This is a genomic window from Spongiibacter pelagi, assembly GCF_014705705.1.
Taxonomy (GTDB): Bacteria; Pseudomonadota; Gammaproteobacteria; order Pseudomonadales; family Spongiibacteraceae; genus Spongiibacter; species Spongiibacter pelagi.
In genome coordinates this window covers 200009-216440 of sequence record NZ_JACXLD010000004.1, presented here as the reverse complement: position 1 = coordinate 216440, position 16432 = coordinate 200009, and the positions used below count along the sequence as shown (strand labels likewise).

General features: G+C 50.0%; 15 protein-coding genes. 3 read left to right on the top strand and 12 right to left on the bottom strand.

What is annotated here, in order from left to right; all coding sequences use genetic code 11:
• Positions 1–6: 6 nt before the first annotated feature.
• The 9 genes from IB286_RS09015 to IB286_RS08975 form a co-directional block, all read right to left on the bottom strand.
• Positions 7–1320, bottom strand: a complete 1314-nt coding sequence (locus IB286_RS09015; protein ID WP_190764660.1) for an OprO/OprP family phosphate-selective porin — start codon at positions 1318–1320, stop codon at positions 7–9.
• A 289-nt stretch (positions 1321–1609) separates the two neighbouring features.
• Complete coding sequence (phoU, locus tag IB286_RS09010) at positions 1610–2290, bottom strand: phosphate signaling complex protein PhoU (protein ID WP_190764657.1); 681 nt, start codon at positions 2288–2290, stop codon at positions 1610–1612.
• Between the two features lie 15 nt (positions 2291–2305).
• Positions 2306–3118: a phosphate ABC transporter ATP-binding protein PstB gene (gene pstB / locus IB286_RS09005; protein ID WP_190764655.1), complete on the bottom strand. Its 813-nt coding sequence runs from the start codon at positions 3116–3118 to the stop codon at positions 2306–2308.
• Positions 3119–3132: 14 nt separating this feature from the next.
• A complete protein-coding gene (pstA, locus tag IB286_RS09000) occupies positions 3133–4413 on the bottom strand; it encodes a phosphate ABC transporter permease PstA (RefSeq protein WP_190764653.1) in 1281 nt (426 codons plus the stop codon).
• Positions 4406–5794, bottom strand: a complete 1389-nt coding sequence (pstC, locus tag IB286_RS08995) for a phosphate ABC transporter permease subunit PstC (RefSeq protein WP_190764651.1) — start codon at positions 5792–5794, stop codon at positions 4406–4408. Before pstC ends, pstA begins: the two co-directional genes overlap by 8 nt.
• Before the next feature lie 85 nt (positions 5795–5879).
• Positions 5880–6944 (bottom strand): PstS family phosphate ABC transporter substrate-binding protein, encoded by a 1065-nt coding sequence (locus IB286_RS08990; protein WP_190764649.1) that lies wholly within the window; start codon positions 6942–6944, stop codon positions 5880–5882.
• Between the two features lie 193 nt (positions 6945–7137).
• Entirely contained in the window at positions 7138–7992 is an 855-nt protein-coding gene (purU, locus tag IB286_RS08985; protein WP_190764648.1) for a formyltetrahydrofolate deformylase, read from the bottom strand.
• Between the two features lie 11 nt (positions 7993–8003).
• The gene (locus tag IB286_RS08980; protein ID WP_190764646.1) at positions 8004–8852 is read right to left on the bottom strand and encodes an SPFH domain-containing protein; all 849 of its coding nucleotides are present in this window, start codon (positions 8850–8852) and stop codon (positions 8004–8006) included.
• 2 nt (positions 8853–8854) lie between these two features.
• Positions 8855–9325, bottom strand: a complete 471-nt coding sequence (locus IB286_RS08975) for an NfeD family protein (RefSeq protein WP_190764644.1) — start codon at positions 9323–9325, stop codon at positions 8855–8857.
• Between the two features lie 169 nt (positions 9326–9494).
• On the opposite strand from IB286_RS08975, the gene IB286_RS08970 reads away from it, so the two are divergent.
• Both IB286_RS08970 and cspE read left to right on the top strand, forming a co-directional pair.
• The gene (locus IB286_RS08970) at positions 9495–11654 is read left to right on the top strand and encodes a YgiQ family radical SAM protein (RefSeq protein ID WP_190764642.1); all 2160 of its coding nucleotides are present in this window, start codon (positions 9495–9497) and stop codon (positions 11652–11654) included.
• A 213-nt stretch (positions 11655–11867) separates the two neighbouring features.
• Positions 11868–12074, top strand: coding sequence for a transcription antiterminator/RNA stability regulator CspE (gene cspE, locus IB286_RS08965; protein WP_190764640.1), 207 nt, complete (start codon positions 11868–11870; stop codon positions 12072–12074).
• A 74-nt stretch (positions 12075–12148) separates the two neighbouring features.
• On the opposite strand, the gene rlmKL is transcribed toward cspE, so the two are convergent.
• Positions 12149–14386, bottom strand: a complete 2238-nt coding sequence (gene rlmKL, locus IB286_RS08960) for a bifunctional 23S rRNA (guanine(2069)-N(7))-methyltransferase RlmK/23S rRNA (guanine(2445)-N(2))-methyltransferase RlmL (protein WP_190764638.1) — start codon at positions 14384–14386, stop codon at positions 12149–12151.
• A 253-nt stretch (positions 14387–14639) separates the two neighbouring features.
• On the opposite strand from rlmKL, the gene rmf reads away from it, so the two are divergent.
• Positions 14640–14843: a ribosome modulation factor gene (gene rmf / locus IB286_RS08955; protein WP_190764636.1), complete on the top strand. Its 204-nt coding sequence runs from the start codon at positions 14640–14642 to the stop codon at positions 14841–14843.
• Between the two features lie 46 nt (positions 14844–14889).
• On the opposite strand, the gene rluB is transcribed toward rmf, so the two are convergent.
• Positions 14890–15750 carry a 23S rRNA pseudouridine(2605) synthase RluB gene (rluB, locus tag IB286_RS08950; RefSeq protein WP_398284913.1) on the bottom strand — a complete coding sequence of 287 codons (861 nt, stop codon included), beginning with the start codon at positions 15748–15750 and terminating at the stop codon, positions 14890–14892.
• Positions 15701–16399, bottom strand: a complete 699-nt coding sequence (gene scpB / locus IB286_RS08945; protein ID WP_190764633.1) for an SMC-Scp complex subunit ScpB — start codon at positions 16397–16399, stop codon at positions 15701–15703. The genes rluB and scpB overlap by 50 nt, the downstream gene beginning before the upstream one ends.
• Positions 16400–16432 lie beyond the last annotated feature (33 nt).

Sequence of the window (16432 nt, the reverse complement as noted above, 5' to 3'; positions counted from 1 at the left end):
TGTGTATTAGATATTCCACTGAATCCGTGCAGCAAAGGTATCAATATCACCTGCAGGTTCGTTATTGATGTTTTGAATGGCGCCACCGTCCAGGTCAAAGCTTCTGATGTAGTCAAACATAATGCGAACATTGTTATTGGGATACCAATTCACCGCAATCCCCGCACGCTTGGCCTTACCACCGCTAATGTCCTTGTCTTCCAAATCAATCTGATCCAAACGCAGTGCTAATTCCAACGCACCACCCGATTGAACAGACAAGTGTTTGAACTCACCTTCAGATGCTTTGTAAGTTCTTTGACCGCCGAACACAGAGTAACCAACCTGCACATATTGGGCATTGAAACCCACGTTATCACCCGTATCACGCTCAACACGGTTTTGCGCCAGCTCACTTTGGAAAGACCACTTGCCACTAATGGCGGCAAATTCGAGAATGCCCAGCTGTACTTCACTCATTTCCTCAAGCCCAATCTTGGCTTCAACCGGCTTTAAACCCGAAAAGTTTGACGTCTTGTAGCTAAAGCTCGGCGACTTGCCGTTAGCCAGATAATCGTCACTGGTTTTACGCATACCAAAAGACGCCCCGAAATGCAGGACTTTGCCGTTTTCCGCGATAGGTGCATAACTACCTCGCATGCCGAAACCACTGCCCTCATCAGCCGTACCGGATGCGGTGGTGTCACCAAAAACACCGGTTTTGAAGTGCCAATTATCGCCGCCACCACCAATGGTCACACCCAGAGCGCGATCAAAATAAGGGGTAGAAAGAGCCGCAACAGTTGAGCGCTCAGTAAACAGAATGTCATTGGAACTTTCTTCCAGCTCCATGCTTACCGCTTGCTTTTGGTGGCCTGCAGTAATGGTAAAAGGCAGATCTTTCAGGTGGTAACCAACATTGACATCTTTTTGGCTAACGTTAATACCCGCAAAATCCGTTTCAAGCACGTACGACCACTGTTTGCCTACATTGCCTTTGATATGTAAACGGGCCCGACGAATCTCGGTACCATCAATGGCATCTTTCCCGCCGGCCAAGTCTTCATGGTCGGTAGTAGCAAAATCGGCGTGAATACGTCCACCCACGTTAATGGAGTAGTTTTTGTCTGCACTTTTAACTACCAAGCCTTTTTTACCAACTTCCACTGTAGCTTGCGATTTTTGATTAGCGCGCAGTTGGTCCGCTTCTGCCTGAGTAAGAACCTGCTTCGCGACCAGCGTATCAAGTAGATCAATTTGATCGGCCGCATAAGCGCTCTGCCCACCAAGAAGCAAAAGTCCTAATAAACCGAGCTTGTGGATCGTATTTGTGTTGTTCATCGATGCATTCCCAATGTTTTGTTTAAATTGCATGGCTTTATAAGTATGTAACCTTGCCTAAGTGCGGGAGCATAATATGACGTTTATATTACAGTATTGTGACAAGTGCGTTTTTTGATCAGAAAATCAGCGGCTTTTGACTATAAAATCACCATAAATATTTACAATGTCATGATTTTGAAAGGTTTTTGAAATATTTGGCCGAAATATTTTCATGAAATAAAAGGCAAAAAAAACCGGCAGATCAGCAATCTGCCGGTTCAGAAGAAAAGGACTTGGCGTTAAAAGATTACTGGTGGCGTATATCTTTACCTTTGGCAACAAAGACAATTTGTTCGCAAAGGTTTTTGGCATGATCACCAATACGCTCTAGTGAACGCACAATCCAGACCAAATTTAAATATTGTTTCAACAAAGCGGGCTCACTCGCCATCAACGTATCAAGTTCGCTAAGCGCAGCTTTATATTCTTGATCCACCTGTTTGTCTTCATCAATGGTTCGCATCGCGGCATCGGCATCAAACCGAGCAAAAGCGTCCAGCGCATTGTGTAGCATTGCTGTGACAGAAACCCCTAGCTGACTCACTACCGTATAGCCAGACATCAGCGGCCCATGTTCTATTAATTCAAGAGCGTGTTTGGCAATTTTTTCAGCCTCATCGCCAATACGTTCCAGATCGGCAACCGCACGAGTTACGGATATGACCAGTCGCAAGTCACTTGCCGTGGGTTGGCGTCTTGCGATAACCAATACACAGTCTTCGTCGATACGTATCTCCATACGATCGACATCTTTATCGCCCTGAATAACTCTCTCAGCAATATTGCTATCTGAGTCTAGAATGGCCTTTACTGCAAGCTGTACCTGCTGCTCAACTTTGCCGCCCATTGCCATAAGCTGGGAGAAAATTTGTTCTAGCTCCTCGTCATAGCGAGAAGCAATATGGTTTTCAAATGAGAGTTTATCCACGCCGCCTATCCTTTATTATCCAAAACGACCGGTGATATAGCCTTCAGTCAATTCATGCTCAGGCATGGTAAAGACTTGTTCGGTCGGATTGACTTCGATTAATTGTCCCAAATGGAAATATGCTGTCCGATCGGACACCCGCGCCGCTTGCTGCATGGAGTGCGTCACTATCGCGATAGTGAAATTTTCACTCAATTCTTTAATCAGCTCTTCGATCCTTGCCGTAGCAATCGGGTCTAGTGCAGAACAAGGCTCGTCCATCAAAATAACTTCTGGCGTCACCGCAATCGCACGCGCAATACACAAACGCTGCTGCTGACCACCCGACAAGCCCGTGCCCGGTTGGTGCAAGCGGTCCTTTACCTCTTTCCACAAGCCCGCCTTATTGAGACTATTTTCCACAATCTCATCTAAGTCAATACGGCTATCTGCTAGGCCGTGGATTTTTGCGCCGTAAGCAACATTTTCATAAATAGATTTTGGAAACGGGTTGGGCTTTTGAAACACCATACCCACACGCGCTCGCAGCTCAACAACATCTAATTTGGTGTTATACAGGCTTTCTCCATCCATGCAGATTTCACCCTCAACACGGCAACCTTCTACCGTGTCGTTCATGCGATTGAGTGAACGCAGGAATGTAGATTTACCGCAACCCGAGGGACCAATCATGGCCATCACTTCATTTTTACCGATATCTATGCTGACATCGTGGATGGCCTGTTTTTCACCGTAAAAGACATTTACATTGCGCATTGTCATCCGTGGATCATCATGGAACTGCTTACCCACGGTGACATGCTTTTCATTCACTTTCATATCTGGCATCTACAAATACTCTCTTACCAACGTCGTTCCAGACGCTTACGAATCCAAACTGCGGTCATATTCATTACGATCAGGAAAGATAACAGCACCATAATAGCGGCAGATGTTTTCTCTACAAATGCGCGCTCAGGGCTATCTGCCCAAAGGAAAATTTGCACTGGCAAAACCGTCGCAGGGTCGGTAAAGCCTTGGGGAATATCCACAATAAAAGCGACCATACCAATCATCAACAAGGGTGCGGTTTCACCCAATGCCTGCGCCATACCAATAATTGCACCGGTCAACATTCCAGGCATCGATAAGGGTAATACATGGTGCATAACAACTTGATGACGGGAAGCCCCCATTCCTAAAGCCGCCTCACGAATGGAGGGAGGCACAGACTTAATCGCTGCGCGACTGGTAATAATAATAGTCGGCAATGTCATCAAGGTAAGCACTAGGCCACCAACCAGAGGCGCCGATCTTGGCACGTGAAAAAAGTTGATGAAAATCGCCAGTCCCAATAAACCAAAAATAATCGACGGTACCGCCGCCAAATTATTGATGTTTACCTCTATAAAATCAGTTAATCGATTCCGCGGCGCAAATTCTTCAAGATAGATCGCTGCTGCCACACCAATTGGAAAGGAGAGGCAGAATGTAATTGCCAGCGTAAATAAAGAGCCCATTACCGCGCCCCAGATACCGGCTTGCTCAGGCTCTCGAGAATCCCCTCGAGTAAACAGGTTCTTGCTGAACTTGAGCGCAATTGCGCCCTGCTCATCTAAAACTTCTATCCACTGAATTTGCTTCTCAGACATGCGCTCAGCATAAGGATCACCGCTCAACCACGACTTGTAATAGGTGTCGATGTCATCATCGGCAATAATCCAGACTTTTTCGGAAGTATTGAGCAGCTTGGGATTTGCGATTAAACGCTCTTTTAAGTCAAAGCCCGCGCCATTACTGACCAAGCCGTATAACTGCTTGCGCTCTTTGCGGCCACTGGCATCGGGAAATTGCTCTCTTAAGGCATTTTTCAACAGCACATCCCAATCAGCAAAGGCCAGCTGCTTCTCATCGTGCAGATTGTCTATACCAAGCGCATCCGCGTCGTAATGGATATCCAACAATATTTCTGTAGAACGGAAGGCGCCATAACCTTTGCTAGTTATATCGACAAACAAAACCAATACCGCTAACAAACCCAGCGTGATAGCAGCACGACCGCTCCATAGAAAACAACGCTCAACAAAATAGCGCTTTTTTAGAGACTTCTGAATACGCCTCAAATTTTCGGCAGAATTATTCATATTGCTCCCGATATTTTTTTACCACGCGCAAAGCGACAATATTCAAACACAAGGTCACCACAAACAGCATCAAACCAAGAGCAAAAGCCGCAAGGGTTTTGGCGCTATCGAATTCTTGGTCACCCGTTAGCAGCGTCACAATTTGTACGGTAACCGTCGTTACGGTATCTAAAGGATTAGCCGTTAAATTTGCAGCCATGCCTGCAGCCATCACTACAATCATGGTTTCGCCAATCGCGCGGGACAGCGCTAACAAAACCCCACCCACAATACCGGGGAGTGCTGCAGGTACAACCACTTTCCGAATGGTTTCTGACTTGGTCGCGCCCAGCGCAAGTGAACCATCGCGCATGGATTGCGGCACAGCGGTAATTACATCGTCAGCAAGGGACGAAATAAATGGAATAATCATCACCCCCATTACCGAGCCCGCCGCAAGTGCACTCTCGGAAGACACATCAAGCCCCAGGCTCTCCCCGAGGTTGCGAATAAATGGGGCGACCGTCAATGCGGCAAAAAAACCGTAAACTACCGTTGGAATACCGGCCAGAATTTCAAGGGTTGGCTTAACCAAAGTGCGAGTGCGACGACTGGCGTACTCGGCCAGATAAATCGCCGACATTAAACCAACGGGAACCGCAACAAACATAGCAACAGCAGAAATAAGCAAGGTGCCAGTAAACAGAGGGACCGCGCCAAAACTTCCAGAAGAACCCACCTGATCAGCCCGAATCGCCGTTTGCGGACTCCAACTGGTGCCAAAAATAAATTCGCTGATAGGTACAGATCTAAAGAAGTGGATTGACTCAAACACCACCGACAACAAAATGCCGAGTGTGGTAAAAATGGCCAAGAGCGCACAAGCCATGAGCAACCCACTCATGATCCACTCTACGGATGCGCGGGCACGAAAATCAGGGCGAATCCGGCGTAATCCTAGAACAAGCCCTGCTACTGACAAGCTTAAGGCAAGTAAGGTAAGAGCTAATCGCGCATTAGTACGAAAAGCATTCAGGTTATCTGCCGCTGCCAGCACAACACTCTGCTGCCCTTCACGGCTCAAAACGCCAGCTGCAATATTGTGAACCCGATTCAAAGCTAGGTTGTAATCTGCCTTGCTTTCGATGAGGCCACCAGCTTCAACACGAGACATCACCAAGCTATCGATTATTGGCTGCTCAAAAATCAGCCACAGCCCCATTAAGACAATCGCAGGCAAGGCGCAAAACAGGGCAGCTTGTGCCGCATAATAACTTGGAAGCGAATGGAGTTTGCGAATCCCGCCTAGCGGTTTAGCAAGCGCCAACGCTCTGCCTTGGCCCATAAAGTACCCAAAGATACTTAAGCCAATAATAATGATGAACAAGGTTGAAGCTTGCATAGGTTTCCTTAGTTCCCCTGTCGCAAACACAACTGACCCCTCCAAAGAGGGGCCAGTGAGTCAGCATATTTGCCTCAATTTACACTTAGTGCAAATCTTCTTGGCCGGTCATGACTTTTAAGTTGCGTATCGATTCAGACAATGCATCTCGAGTCGCTTTCGGCAGTGGAATCATACCCTTATCTGCCAGATAGCCTTCATCACCCCACGCTTTTTCGCTAGTGAACTCGTGAAGAAAAGCCTCAATACCGGGCACAACACCTACGTGCGCTTTCTTAACGTAGAAATACAATGGGCGAGATACCGGATACGATTTGTCGGCAATATTATCAAAGCTGGGCTCAACTCCCTCAATTTTTGAACCGCGAACCTTGTCTGCGTTTTGATCAAGGAAGCTAAAGCCGAAGATACCAAGAGCGGCTGGATTAGCTTGGAGTTTTTGGACGATCAGGTTGTCATTCTCCCCCGCTTCCACATACATTCCATCTTCACGAATGCTGTGACAAATCGACTTAAACAAGTTTTTATCCGACTTGCTCAAGCTCTTAACCCAAGGGAAAGACTCGCAACCCACTTCCATCGCAAGCTCAACAAAAGCATCACGGGTGCCTGAAGTGGGTGGCGGTCCCAAAACTTCAATTTTAACTGCAGGTAATTCTGGATTAACGTCTTTCCACGTTTTATTGGGGTTGTCGATCAGCTCGCCCTGATTTTCACCCGGAATTTTTGCGGCGAGGGCCAAAAACAGCTCACGCCGAGTCAATGACATCGGTTCAGCTTCCAAGGAGTTGGCAATGACGATGCCATCAAATCCGACTGGTACCTCGATAATTTCTTTGACGCCATTTTCCTGACAAGACTTAAATTCAGAACGCTTAATCCGACGAGATGCATTAGTAATGTCAGGGTAGCCAAGACCAACACCATCACAGAACAGCTTCATGCCACCACCGGAACCGGTAGATTCAATTTTAGGAGTAGGATTACCCGTAGCACGGCCAAAACGCTCAGCCACAACGGTTGCAAAAGGATAAACCGTTGAAGAACCGACGATATCGATATTTTCACGTGCAGCGAATGATGAAAAAGACGTTGCTAGGCCGCCAGCCAAAACAAGGGCTTTAGTAGCAGACTTAAAAAAAGCGTTCATGTGTGTCTCCTTTGACTACCAGCTTTATCTTAAAACTGGTCAATTTGGGTCGCGCGCCCATCCTATGACAGTTATGTTACAGAAATGTGACAACGCTCCCCCAGCCCGCTTTTCATCTACTTTTACTTATTAGAATGACAAGCGAGCGGCGGAAACCACACCCAATTATTCTTCTTATTTGAACGCCTGAGCCCTAGTCGAACACCACGGTTTTATTGCCATGCACCAGCACCCGATCCTCCAGATGATTACGCAGCGCCCGTGCCAAAACCGCCTTCTCTACGTCTTTACCCAAGCGCACCAGATCATCTTTGCTGTGGCGATGATTCACTCGAATCACATCCTGCTCAATAATCGGGCCTTCATCCAATTGCTCGGTAACATAGTGACTGGTGGCACCAATCAGTTTCACGCCGCGCTCATAGGCTTTTTGGTAGGGATTGGCACCGATAAACGACGGTAAGAAGCTGTGGTGAATATTGATCATCCGGCCCTGATAACGGCGACAGAACTCCGGCGGCACAATTTGCATATAGCGGGCTAGCACCACGGTATCGGCCTCGTATTCCGCCGTTAAATCCATGATTTTACGATGAGCTTCCGGTTTGTTTTCCGGCGTTACCGGCACATACAAAAACGGGATACCGTGCCACTCCACCATGCTGCGCAGGTTTTCGTGATTGGAAATCACACAAGGGATATCGCAGTGCAACTCATTGCTGTGCCAGCGGTGCAGCAGGTCGGCAATACAGTGCGAGGCGTGACTCGCCAGAATCACCACCTTGCGTTTTTCACTGGAGTCGATCAGTTCCCACTCCATATCGAACTCATCGGCAATCACCGAAAAATTCTGGCGGAAAGTTTCAAGATTCACCGACAGCGAGCTGGCGCGAATTTCATTGCGCATGAAAAACCAGTTGTTTTCGGCATCCGAGTGGTAGTTAGCCTCAAGCAGCCAGCCGCTTTGTTCGGCAATAAACTGGCTGACTCTGGCAACAATGCCCACCCGGTCTGGGCAGCTAATAATGAGTCGGTATGTGTTTTCCATGGGAGTTCGTTTTAATTACGGTTGAGAACGGCGCGCAAAGCTTGCTGCAAGTCCGCCGGGAACACAACCGTTTTGGCGTTACTGGAGGCAGCCAGGGACTTTAACGCCTCGGTGTATTTCTCACCCAGCAGATACATCACTGGCAGCTCATCGTCTTTCACTGCTTCTGAAACCAGCTCAATGGCCGCACCGCTGGCTTTGGCGAGTACCACTTCTGCCTGGGCATCACGGCGAGAGGCTTCCAAGCGCCCTTCCGCTTCCAGAATCGCCGCCTGTTTTTCACCTTCGGCCTTGGTCACTGCCGCACGGCGCTGACGCTCGGCGGCAGCCTGTTCTTCCATTGCGCGCTGCATGGTAGGCGATGGGTTAATGTCTTGGATTTCTACGGTTTTCAGGGTGATTCCCCAATCGGAAATATCGTCGGAGATACCCGCTTTCAACTTGGCTTTGATCTGATCACGAGATGACAGCGCCGAGTCCAGCGACATTTCACCCACGATTGAACGCAGCGCCGTTTGCACCAAGTTTTGAATGGCGATGGTGTAGTCCTCAACACCGTATACTGCTTTTTCCGGCGACACGATATTGATATAGGCCACGGCATTGGCAATGATCACCGCATTGTCTTCGGTAATGACTTCCTGCGAGGGAATATCCAGAACAATATCCTTGGTGGTGACTTTGTACGCCACATCGTCAATATAAGGAATAATCAGGTTTAAACCCGGATTCAGCGTGGAGTGATATTTTCCCAAGCGCTGCACAATATGCTTATAACCTTGGGGAACGGTTTTTACGCCCTTTGCCAGCGTGACAAAAACCAGTACAACTAATACTGCCGTTACGGCTAATCCATCCATGTTTATTCTCCTCGAGGCTGCTGCACTTTTACGATAACGGAGTTGCCAGAAAGCTCCTCCACATAAACTTTGTCACCCACTGAAACCATGCCGCGACAAATAAACGACCACTCGTCATTACCCAACACCGGCACCGGAAAACGCATGGTGCCGTGACCATCTTGCCCCACTTTAATCACCATACCTTCTTGACCAATCAACTGTTCGCGAGACATACCGCTGAGGCTGCGATCCTTCATCTTCGGATGAACAAATTTAAACCAGATAAACAGATCGAAAACCGAGAGCGCCGCCCAGATCAGTAATTGCACCGACACTGGCATTTCAATCACGGCCAGAATCAGCCCTACCGCCACCGCGCTGGCACCAAACCAGATCATCACAAAGCTGGGCACAAAGATTTCGGTGATCACCAATAACAACCCGAACACCAGCCAGTGCCAGTAGGCAATGTGTGTATTCAACCAATCCATTCTTGGCCTTCTCCTATCAGGGCAAACAAAACCTGCCTAATCTTGACCGGCACGACAAAATTATCAAGCACTTAAGCCAAAAATCACGGGCGAATCCCGTTCGAGACAAAAGAACTCTGACCCTGTATTTGCTATAATCGCGTTTTCTTCGCGCCCTCTGGTCACCGCAATGCCCCAGCAAGTCACCCCGCTATTTAATTATCGTCCGTATTGGGCTGAGTGCTTTGGCACCGCACCCTATTTGCCGACTACCCGCGCAGAAATGGATGCGCTGGGCTGGGATAGCTGCGACATTATCATTGTGACCGGCGACGCCTATGTGGATCACCCCAGTTTCGGCATGGCGGTTATCGGCCGGGTACTGGAAGCACAGGGGTTTCGGGTTGGTATTCTCAGTCAGCCGGATTGGCAATCTGCCGAGGCGTTTAAAAGTTTAGGCAAACCGAATCTGTTCTTTGGCGTTGCCGCCGGCAATATGGATTCAATGATTAACCGCTACACGGCAGATCGGCGTCTGCGCCACGACGATGCCTATACGCCCCACAACGAAGGCGGCAAGCGGCCCGACCGCGCTGTTATTGTCTACTCACAACGTTGCCGAGAGGCGTATAAAGATTCGCCTATTGTGATTGGCTCAATCGAAGCCAGCTTGCGCCGCATCGCCCATTACGATTACTGGAGCGATAAAGTCCGCCGCTCAATCCTGCTCGACTCCCGCGCCGATTTGCTGCTCTATGGCAATGCCGAGCGCGCCATTGTCGATGTCGCCCACCGTCTGTCGATGGGTGAAGACATTGAACAGATCCGTAACCTGCGCGGCACCGCGTTTGTGGTTGACGAAGTCCCTGCCGGTTGGACGGTGATTGACTCAAGCTGCATTGATCAGCCCGGCAAAGTTGAGCCGCCGGTAAATCCTTATATCGACACTTCTGCCAAAACCGATGCTTCTGGCAACTGCGCCAATGCCCCTGCGGCTGGACTTGAACAAGCGCCTGCGGCCGAGCAAGACGTGCAGGTCGTTACCATTCTCGACCCACTGCAAGCGCGCAAACAACACACGGATAGCGACACTACCGTGATTCGCCTGCCGGATTACGAAACCGTAAAACAAGATCCGGTCAGTTATGCCCATGCGGCACGCGTGCTGCATTTGGAAACCAACCCCGGCAATGCCCGCGCATTAATTCAGCGCCACGGCGATAAGGATGTGTGGCTGAACCCGCCGCCAATTCCGCTGGAAACCGATGAAATGGATTGGGTGTTTGACCTGCCCTATCAGCGCCTGCCCCACCCGCGTTATGGCGATGCTCGTATTCCCGCTTATGAAATGATTCGCCACTCGGTAAATATCATGCGCGGCTGTTTTGGTGGCTGTAGCTTTTGTTCCATTACCGAACACGAAGGCCGAATTATTCAGAGCCGCTCGGCGGAATCAATTACCCGCGAAGTTGAAAAAATTCGCGATACCTCGCCAGCGTTTACCGGTGTAATTTCCGACCTCGGTGGCCCCACCGCCAATATGTGGCGCCTGCGCTGTAAGAGCGAAACCATCGAGCAGCGCTGCCGCCGTTTGTCTTGTGTATTCCCCGGTATTTGTAAAAATCTGGATACTGACCAAACGCCACTGATTGATCTTTACCGCCGTGTGCGCGCGGTGGATGGCGTTAAAAAAGTCTTGATCGCCTCCGGCCTGCGTTACGACCTTGCGGTGGAAACACCCGAATACGTGCGTGAACTGGTCACCCATCATGTGGGTGGTTATTTAAAAATTGCCCCCGAACATTCTGAAGACGGCCCGCTGTCTAAAATGATGAAACCGGGCATGGGCACCTACGACCGCTTTAAAGCGATGTTCGATAAATTTTCCAAGCAGGCGGGTAAGGAACAATATTTAATTCCTTACTTTATTGCAGCGCATCCGGGCACCTCAGACGAGGACATGATGAACCTCGCCCTGTGGTTGAAAAACAACGGTTTCCGCGCCGATCAGGTGCAGGCGTTTTACCCCTCGCCTATGGCCAATGCCACCGCCATGTACTACTCCGGCAAGAACCCACTGAAGAAAGTGTCGCGCAAAAGTGAGTCGGTTTTCAGCGCCAAAGGCCTTAAACAACGGCGCTTGCACAAGGCATTTTTACGCTACCACGACCCTGAAGGTTGGCCGTCAATTCGCGAGTCATTACTCAAAATGGGGCGCCGCGATTTGATCGGTTATGGCAAAAAACATCTGGTGCCACCACGGCAACCTGCCAACTGGCAACCCAAAAATAAGAGCGGTAAAAAGATACTAACTCAGCATACCGGACTGCCACCTCGAAAACGGCGCTGAATTCTGTAATAAAAATTTCACCCCCTTAGACTAAAAAACCTTTAATTAAGGCTTAGGACTATGTATATAATGGCCGTGCTGGCTATAGACGCAGCCCGGTTTTATGCAAATGCACCACGAAGTCGTTTTTAGTACCTCGTTCTGTTTCATAAGCACCTCTGCCTATCTCAGCTCGTGCCGAAAGGCGATTAAACACAACGAGGTTAAAAAGACATGTCTAAAACTACTGGCAAAGTAAAATGGTTCAACGAAACCAAAGGCTTTGGTTTCATTGAGCAAGAGTCTGGTCCAGACGTATTTGTTCACTTCAGCGCTATCCAAGGCAACGGTTTCAAAACCCTTGCTGAAGGCCAAGCGGTTGAGTTTGAAGTACAAGACGGCCAAAAAGGCCCTCAAGCTGCCAACGTAAACCCCATCTAATTCGGGTTTCACTGGTAGAAAAAAAGGCGGTCACTGACCGCCTTTTTTATTGCCGCTCGTTTTGTAAGCCGCCTTTATTTACCTGCCCCATCCCGATGGCGAATATACCAGCAGTAATGAATCGGTTTGCTGCGCCGTTTGAAATCCTCATCCAGTGACCACTGGGTTTTATCCTGCACGTCAAAGTTTGAGGCGATCGCCTCATCCAAAATAAAGCCGCGCTTATTAGTGGAGAAAATCAGCAAGCCGTCTTTTGCCAAGCAGCGCATTGCCTCGCGAATTAAGCCGCCGTGATCCCGCTGGGTATCCAAAACATCATCCATACGCTTGGAATTCGAGAAGGTCGGCGGATCTAACAGAATCAGATCGTATTCTTCTTTGCACTCCGCCAACCAGCGCCGACAATCTGCCTGCTCGGTTCGGTGGCGAGACTCACTCAAACCGTTCAAAGACAAATTGCGCCGCGCCCAGCGCAAATAGGTGTGCGACATATCCACCGACGTGGTGTGACGCGCACCGCCCAAGCCGGCCTGCACACTGGCAACCGCCGTATAGGAAAACAGATTGAGAAAGCGCTTGCCCTTGGCTCTTGCGGCAATATCCAAACGTACCGGGCGATGATCGAGAAACAAGCCGGTATCCAGATAATCAAACAGGTTCACCAGCAATTTAGCCTGCCCCTCTGAGACCTGCATAAAGCCCTCATCGGCATTTTTCTGCTGATAACTGGGCTTTCCACCTTGGCGTTGATATTGCTCGGTGCCGCGCTGGCGACGGCGCTCTTTAATCGCGATATTGCGAATCGGCTGATTAAACACCTGACTGCAAACCTGTATCACATCGCGCAGGCGAGTTTTGGCGGCGTCTTCATCGACTGAAGCCGGTGCCGCATATTCTGAGATATGGATTGCCTCGCCGTAGCAATCTACCGCTACCGCGTATTCCGGCATATCGGCATCGTAAACTCGGTAACATTCAATATTTTCCCGACGGCGCCATTTCTCCAAGCGTTTAATATTTTTCTTCAAACGATTGGCAAACATCTCAGCGCCGGCAGACAACTTGCCAACAGCGGCTTCCGTCTCCCCGGTTTGGCCCATGTTTTCTGCGTTTGGCGCAGTAGACCTTTCTACAACAAACTGATCTGGCTCCACCTTAAACAGCAACAGGCGCGTAGGAATACTCGCGTTCACAAACTGATAGTGTTTGTGGCTGCGCAGCCCCATGCGTTTGCCCAGCTGGGGGTTGCCGGTGAATACAGCCGCCTGCCAATGCAGGAAATGATCGCGCAGGCGTTGGCCGAGACTTTGGTAGAGGTACACCAGCTCGGCTTCATCGCCAAGCCGCTCACCATAAGGGGGGTTGCAGACCAGCAGACCCGGCTGAATATCACGATGGCTGGGCACCGTCAGCTCAGACAGTTCACGACGTGAAACTCTTACCACTTTCTCTAAACCGGCACGGCCAATATTGGCCTCCGCCTGAGCGATAATTTTGCCACTGGCATCGTAGCCACGAATTTCTGGCCACTGCCGCTGCATCGCCACATTGCGCTGATTTTCCGCATCGGTGAACAACATCTGCCACAGTTTGGCGTTGTGCCCCAACCAGCCGCTAAAGCCCCAGTGACCGTGTTTCAAGCCCGGCGCAATATTCATGGCCATCAACGCACCTTCTATAAGTAAGGTGCCCGAACCGCACATGGGATCAATCAAGGCGCCACCCCGGCTGGCGATACTCGGCCAGTCGGCCCTCAGCAAAATAGCGGCGGCAAGGTTTTCTTTCAGTGGCGCTAAACCACTTTCATGGCGGTAGCCACGGCGGTGCAAACTTTCGCCCGACAAGTCCAGAGCGGCGAGAAAGCGACCTTTTTTCAGGCGCACATTAAGGCGTAAATCCGGGTTTTGCTTTTCGATTGAAGGCCGAGCTTGGCCACGATTTTGAAAATAATCGACCACTGCATCTTTGGCGCGCAAGGCGGCAAAGTGGCTGTTGCGCAAATCACCGCTGCGACCATTAAAGTCGATACATAAACTGCCGCCGGCGGCGAGATGCTTGGACCATTCAATTTCCAGCAGCCCCTGATACAGAGAGTCGGCGGTATCGCCCTGCCATTCGTGCAACTGCAACATGACCCGGTTAGCTAAGCGCGACCACAGGCAAAGGCGGTAGATGGTTTGGAGGTCGGCATCCATCCGCAAGCTGCCCACACTCTCTTTCACCAGCTCGGCACCGAGACTTTCCGCCTCGGCAATCAGCAGCGATTCCAGCCCTTTGGGACAGCTCAAAATAATTGGCAGCTTGTGACTCATTGAATCGCACTCGAGAAATACGGGGATTTAATTTTACGCTTATTGAACAGCAAGTTAGCTCCTATATTCGAGCACACTATAAAGTATTTCAGTTTTATGACGAAAAGTTCTTCGACCTCAGCCCGCAAAATCTGGTTTGATAAAAATCCACCTGAACACAACCCCTGTTCAGATGGCATTTTGCGGCGCGCAAGCGTAAGTAAAAAATCACAGCGCTTGGCGTCTTTCCTGCAATACTGGAGGCTTATGCTCTATGAGAAGACAGAAACGCGATATGACCGAAAGAGCTTTTCAACGTGGATACCAGGCGGGGTTTGCCGGCAAACAAAAGGGAACCTGCCCTCACAACCAGGACCAACTCAAACAGGAATGGCTGACGGGTTGGCGCGAGGGACGCAACGATAACTGGGATGGTTTAACCACAATGAGCGCTCTGCAAAAACAAGCGTTTCACTGATCCCCACGAAAAACCCGAACAATTAAAGAATACGGAGGGGCCCCGATTATCGGGGCCTTTTAGTATTCCGCTTTCGCCCTTCACTCTTTTTCACGGTGAGACCTAAGCTTTCCGGCACGTCTAAGCCCGCCATTTCATAAACTGGGGCAATTTCCTTGGCTTCCAGCTCGGTCCACTGACCAACTTTAACCTTGGAAGGAATAAACACATTGCCGTAGCGCACGCGCTTCAAGCGGTTTACCTGTAAGCCTTGGGATTCCCATAGGCGGCGAACCTCGCGGTTGCGACCTTCCATAATCACCACGTAATACCAGTGATTAATCCCCTCGCCACCGCCATCAACAATATCGGTAAAAGAGGCCGGGCCATCTTCAAGCTGCACACCGTCGATTAGCTTCTGCAATTGCTCTTCTTTGGCCGCGCCCATCACGCGGCACAGGTATTCGCGCTCAATAGTCGTTGAGGGGTGCATTAATTTATTGGCCAAGTCACCGTCGGTAGTAAACAACAGCAAGCCGGTGGTGTTGAAGTCGAGACGTCCCACACAAATCCAGCGCTCGCCCTTGATACGCGGCAGGCGATCAAAGACCGAGCGGCGACCTTCCGGGTCTTTGCGGCTGCAGATTTCACCTTCGGGTTTGTTGTAGAGCAGAATGCGGGGCTTATTGCCCTCAACCGCATGTTTTACCGGACGACCATCCAGCAAAATTGTGGCGCTGCTATCCACGCGATCACCCAAGGTTGCAGGCTGGCCATTGACCTTTACCCGGCCTTCGCTGATGACTTTTTCCATTTCACGGCGAGAACCCAGCCCCGCGCGAGCGAGCACTTTCTGCAGTTTTTCATTTGCCAGTATTTCAGTACGCGCCATCGGTTTTACTTTCTTCAGTTTCGGGTTCAAATTCATTATCAATCAAGTCGGCTTCGGCTTCGGCTTCGGCTTCGGCTTCGGCTTGCGCAGCGTTTATTTCCTCAGCGTTTTCCTCAAGCGCTTTAGCGCCGAGATCAAGCTCACCATTCAGTGAATCCAAATCCGCAATCTCTGCCAAGCTGGGCAATTCATCCAAGTTGGCAAGATTAAAATAGTCGAGGAATTTACGGGTGGTGGCATACATCGCCGGACGCCCCGGCACATCTTTATGACCCACCACACGAACCCACTCACGTTCGAGCAAGGTTTTAATAATCTGCGAGCTCACCGCTACGCCGCGAATATCTTCGATATCGCCACGGGTAATAGGCTGACGGTAAGCAATCAAGGCCAGTGTTTCCATCAAGGCGCGGGAATAGCGCTGGGGTTTTTCCTCCCACAGGCGCCCTACCCAAGGCGCAACCTCTTCCACCACTTGATAGCGGTAGCCACTGGCCACCAATTTGAGTTCAAACCCCCGCCCCTGACATTCATCCATCATCGCGTTTAAGGTATTTCTCAAGGTGGCGTTATCGGGACGCTCTTCCAGCTCGAACAGGTCAAGCAATTGTTGAAGGCTGAGCGGTTTACCCGCCGCCATCAGCGCGCCTTCCAATATCCGTTGCAGTTTTTCCGGGTCTAGCATTGATTGTGTGACTCTCTCTTCACTCCCAAGCCG